The organism is Pseudomonas sp. GW821-FHT09E12, assembly GCF_059416085.1.
This window is the reverse complement of record NZ_JBWKOM010000002.1, coordinates 1-5,440: the sequence shown is the minus strand read 5'-3', so window position 1 is coordinate 5,440 and position 5,440 is coordinate 1. Positions and strand designations below refer to the sequence as shown.

Below are 5,440 nucleotides of genomic sequence, written 5' to 3'. Positions count from 1 at the left end.
GATGCCACCCGAAAGTTATTCAAATAGTAGGAGGTTGAGGTTTCCATCGGGCACAGGCCGCCTATACCACCAGGACGGGCCACAGTCGGGCTTCATCCAGAGGCAGGGTTAATGCGACGTTGATTCCGGTTTTGGAACGACGACCTCTTGGCGTGAACTCAGTCAGCCATCAGCGGCTCGCGCGCCCAGTGGTCGAGCACCTTGAGTTCGCCGCTTTCCCAGGCCTGGCGACAGGCTTTGCGGCGGACTTTGCCGCTCGATGTCCGCGGTACCTGGCCGGGAGATACCAGCACCACGGCTTGCGGATTGATTTCGTGTTTCATCCAGACTTCCTTCTGGATATCCATCATCATGTCCTGCAAATTGCCATGGCGTTGCGTGCGCTCGACTTCGGCGACAATCACCAGGCTTTCCTGAACGTCATGCTCGCTGACGAATGCAGCGCAGCCATTAGCGACCACCTTGGGCTGACTCGTTACGACCGACTGCTCGATGTCTTCCGAATAGAAGTTGCGCCCGGCGATGATGATCATGTCCTTCAAGCGACCGGTCACGTACAGCTCCCCTTCATGCAGAAATCCAAGATCACCGGAGCGAAGGTAAACCTCTCCCGCCTGATCGCTGACGGACTGGAACGCGTGGTTGCTGGCTTGCGCCTGCTGCCAATACCCACGGGCAACGCTCGGCCCCGATACGCAGATCTCACCGACACAGCGCTCGGCGCACGGCGAGGCCGTCTCGGGATCGACAATCAGTAACTTCTGCTGGCCGATTACCGGTCCGACGCTGACCAACGAACGCCATACCGGACTGTCCTGGGCCTGTGGAGTCTCGAATTGCTGGTTGATGATTGCGTGCTTTTCATCCTGCAGAATCTGCCGGTCGACCAGCAGACTGGAAGGCTGTTTATCACCGGCATAGCCGGTAACGATCAATGTGCTCTCAGCCAGTCCGTAGCACGGTGCAAAAGCGAAGGGGTCGAAGCCGCTGGCAGCAAAACGCGAGGAGAACTCAGCCATGGTCCGGGCCCTGACAGGCTCCGCGCCATTAAAAGCATGCCGCCAACTGCCAAGATCCAACGTAGACAATTGCTCATTGCTGATGCGCTGACAGCACATGCTGTAGGCAAAGTTGGGAGCACCGCTGATCGTCGCTCGATACCGACTGATCGCGTCCAACCAGACAAACGGGCTATGGGCAAAGGTTTCCGGTGGCATCAACACGCACGGATAACCAGCCATGACCGGCGCCAACAGACCCGCGATCAACCCCATGTCGTGGTAAGGCGGAAGCCAGCTGACCATGACCTCACCAGGCTTCCCCCCCAGCCATTCGTTGAGCATCCCCAGGTTGTGTTCAATATTCCGGTTGGAAACCATCACCCCTTTGGGGTTTCCCGTACTTCCTGAGGTGTATTGCAGGAATGCGGTGTTTTCAGGAAGTTGAACCGCAGGTTCGGGCAGCCCCTCGACGTATCGCTCACTTGCCTCAATAGTCAGCAAGGCGGAGTCGGGGACGCCCATTTCGGAAAAAAACTCACCGTAACGCCCCATCCCCTTGGCGTTGCAGAGCAACAAGGAGGCCTGGGCATCGTTCAAAATGCTGACGACGCGCGAGACATGCAAACGATTGCGCGGCGGAAATAAAGGAACGGCAACAGCACCCGCATAAAGACAGCCAAAAAACGCCGTGACGTACTCCGGCCCAGGTTGACAGAGAATCAGGACGCGTTCCCCAACACCCGCTCCGGCAGCCTTGAGCATGGCTGCCACTCGACTTGCGGAACGCTTCAGTTCCGCGTAATCCAGAACCTGCTCCGACACACCCTTCGACGACAAAAATTCGAACGCTCTCTGTGAGGAAGAAGTTCTGGCGCGCTCGCAAAGTTTATCAATGATCGAACTCATAAGTATCACCCCCTTCAGGCAACTATTAAGTAGGTACTCTCGGCACTCATCACTGCTATCGATTTTTTTGGGCAACGACAAACCGTCCATCGCTCATACCAAACGATGAATTAGGCCCAGCTCTATCTCCGTCGCAATGACAGTTAAAAATCACAAGATCATTTATTCACTACAACCAGGGCGCGCCGACTTCCAGATTCAATGAAGACAAGACATCAACAATGGAAGTTACCATTGCATGACATAGTCAATGCCAATTGATGTTTTCAGACGAACCCCACCCGCCAGTCGAACTCAAGCGTTACTCGAGTTAAACTTTATAATCTTTATCGTGAAATTAATCGTCGTTCAAGAAGCGCTAATGAGATCACCCAGCGCAACACTGCCTCAATTACGGCAAGATACAGGTATAGAGGCATCCACTCCCAGAACCGGAATGAAAGACAAACCACTAGATACGTAAACTTATCGGATTTTACCGGAAGCGAACCGCTTCCAGCAGGCAGGAGGTAGCAAGGAGCGCTAAAGGGAGAGGCGTCGATGGCGAGCGGATCATTTGCATATTCATGATCTATCGTCACATTCATTGACAAGGCACTAATGGCCTTACGAGCAGGGCATTTCACTTTGCAGCAATACGTCGTTAATCCGCTCCCCATGAAGTAACGCTGAACCAACCCGCGCTGCCACTTCCATGCTACATGCGCCACAGTCAGGACAGCATTTCCATGGTTGATGAAAAGCACCTCAATACCCTGCCTACAACCGGAAAAACGCCTACGCTCAGCCATAACCACTCGAGCGAAGCCTGTATCATACAATGCGTGCAACTGCCCAGGCACCACAACACGAACAAGAGTCCCACGATGCAACGGTTTAAAGCCCTCTACAGAAAGGCTGTAGATCCGATGTATCAAAGACAAGATCAAAGCCCCGTCTCGATAACCATCAGGCAGATGGGCTTTCATAGGAAACCCCTGAAATTACATCCCTGCATATTTCATGATTCCATACCAGTTAACCGTTGACAGGCATGATAGCGCGACTTCATCAATCTTAAGCCAGTCGCATACTTTTCATACGCCATCGTTTTTCAAATCAACCACCAACGACCCAACTCTATCAAAGATACTCTTCAAGACCTTATATAAATCGGCGTTTTTTTATCATTTTTAATCAGTGCTCGCGTCGATACACTCTCATATCTAGACACATCCTCCAGACAGATGGATCGACATATTACGCCTCCGCACTCAACGCGGACTCCTTGCACTGCCGGGAGCGACTTGGGGTACAACCGAATCGACGCCGGTAGCTCTGGGTAAAGTACGACTGACTGGAAAAACCACTTGCCATCGCAATATCCACAATGCTCAGCTCGCTATTAAGGAGCAAATGATGGGCATGCAAAATTCGTCTCTCACTGATCCAGGCCCTGGGAGAGACGCCATACACAACTCCAAAAAGATCCTTGAACGTCGTCAAGCCCATGCCAAACTCCCTGGAAAACTGACTTATCCGCCATTCCTTCAGGAAGTACTGCTCCATAAAAAGCTGCAATCGCTCGACGTTCCTGTTGCTCTGCTGACGCAGTAATGACATCAACTCTGCGCCTTGAGGACCAAAGACAAACAGAATCAGCAACTCTTCCACCTTCAACGATGCCAGCATCGGTGGGTGCTCGTGCACAAGCAAATTCTTCAAACTTTTTACACAATCAGCGAGCAATGGATTGCTCTCAAAAGCGATAATATTTACACCTGATTTTTCCCTCCGCTCAACCTCACCCAGCAATGCGCCGAAGCGCTGGATAAAGCCTTGCAGGAACTGATCTGACAATGGAATCCATAACAAGTCACTTCGCTGCTCCCCAGTTCTCACCAGATAGCTACCCCGCCTGACAACCAATAGCTCGCCAGCTTCAATGTGCCTTGTTACGTTAACATCTCGAATTGTCAGCTCCCCCCTCATCAGAACATAAACACCTTCTACAGAGATGGATAGTGACTGAAACGCAGGAATACACCATCGACACGAAGATACTTTCTGATCAAGCGTGTTAGCACCTTGCATATCATTATAACCCCAACTTGTACAGCACCCCTATGCCGCCATGCTTAAACAGCATGCCAACATCACCCCTATATACTATTACAATTTTTTTGCAGCGCATCATCAACCTGGGCCGACTACGCGTATTCATGATTTAGTGCAATAGCTCTTATTACCCCAGCAGCCGGCAGCGGTGTATATCTTACGCACAAGCAACTATAGATTATTAACCTTTTGGGTAGTACAGACAGGAAGCAGACAGGAAGGCCTTGGACAAATATTTAAATTATTATTGACATTCAACCTGCTCGAGATTATTACCAAACCAGCAGATAGCATATAGCCATCATCGCCCTTGACCTTAGCGGCTCCTCATAAAATGCCAAGCACCATCTAATCATTAAGCGCAGTCTCGCAAGCCACTCCTCTTTTGCCTCTCAGCCAACTAAATCTGGCAACCAAGAAACTACTGCGCCCACCTCTTGTCCATTGAATGCTAACACGCAAGGTACGAAGCACTTTGTCACTGACAGACTTATATTTTAAAAAAAAAGCCACATCTACTCGCAGCCTTTCTCATGAAGTAATCACAAAATCTTACAATGAATCCATCTTATAACTTCAAACTAGCGCTTGATGCATGCTTCATGCTTTACAAGCGTACAGGCTCCCTCTCCACCCAAGCCAAGTACCCCATTGGTAAAGACCCTCTCCCTGGACGGGCCTCCGAACACCCCATTTTTACCCCCAACAAAAGTGGTTCATCGATCACCCTACCCCTCTGCTATCGACAAGGAGAAAACCGGGGCTCGAGCGAATGCCTGCCGATCATCCTGCTCTGGTTCTTCTGATCCGCGTCCTCCCCTCGTCTCATCGCCGCGCATGACATGATGCACCGCCCACCCGGGATCAGACCATGAGCCTCTCCCTCTCTTAAACTCCCCACAAGGCCCTACCTACGCGCAACGTTCGGTTGGCAAGCGCAGCGCAGGATTCGACTGCGGGGACAGGCATAGATCTACGTCGAGGCGAGGGCAATTGATGAAAAATACAGTCGCCACCACAACGAACACCATAAAGGAGACCCACGATGGCGCGACAACCGACACCGGTATCTGCCAAATGACAAATCAACGATGAGGTACAGAGACGCGTCACAGAGCGGTACCCCAGGAAAAGATCCAGCAGCAGGGGCCATGACGCCTGGATTTGCTGACGTCACGCAGCAGAAACCAACTCGGCGACCAACAAAGTCCACGAACCTCATGAAAACCTGTATTCCCGCCCTGGCGGAAGGATGAGAAAGAGAATCAGGTCATGATTCAGCGAATGCACACCACAACCAGGAAGAATGTGAGGATTGCAGAGCAAAGGCCTGAAGAGAGAGGATCTTCACTCCTGCGCGGGGGGGGGGGGGGGGGGGGGGGGGGGGGGGGGGGGGGGGGGGGGGGGGGGGGGGGGGGGGGGGGGGGGGGGGGGGG

3 protein-coding genes are annotated in these 5,440 nt (G+C 52.2%); all 3 read right to left on the bottom strand.

The genetic code is table 11. The annotated features are described in order from the left end of the window. Nucleotides 1-158: 158 nt before the first annotated feature. Nucleotides 159-1,907 (bottom strand): fatty acyl-AMP ligase, encoded by a 1,749-nt coding sequence (locus tag AC07PQ_RS05290; protein ID WP_157832246.1) that lies wholly within the window; start codon nt 1,905-1,907, stop codon nt 159-161. Nucleotides 1,908-2,233: 326 nt separating this feature from the next. Then, entirely contained in the window at nt 2,234-2,875 is a 642-nt protein-coding gene (locus AC07PQ_RS05285; protein WP_007920507.1) for a hypothetical protein, read from the bottom strand. A gap of 271 nt (nt 2,876-3,146) precedes the next feature. Then, complete coding sequence (locus tag AC07PQ_RS05280) at nt 3,147-3,980, bottom strand: helix-turn-helix transcriptional regulator (protein ID WP_037033539.1); 834 nt, start codon at nt 3,978-3,980, stop codon at nt 3,147-3,149. Nucleotides 3,981-5,440 lie beyond the last annotated feature (1,460 nt).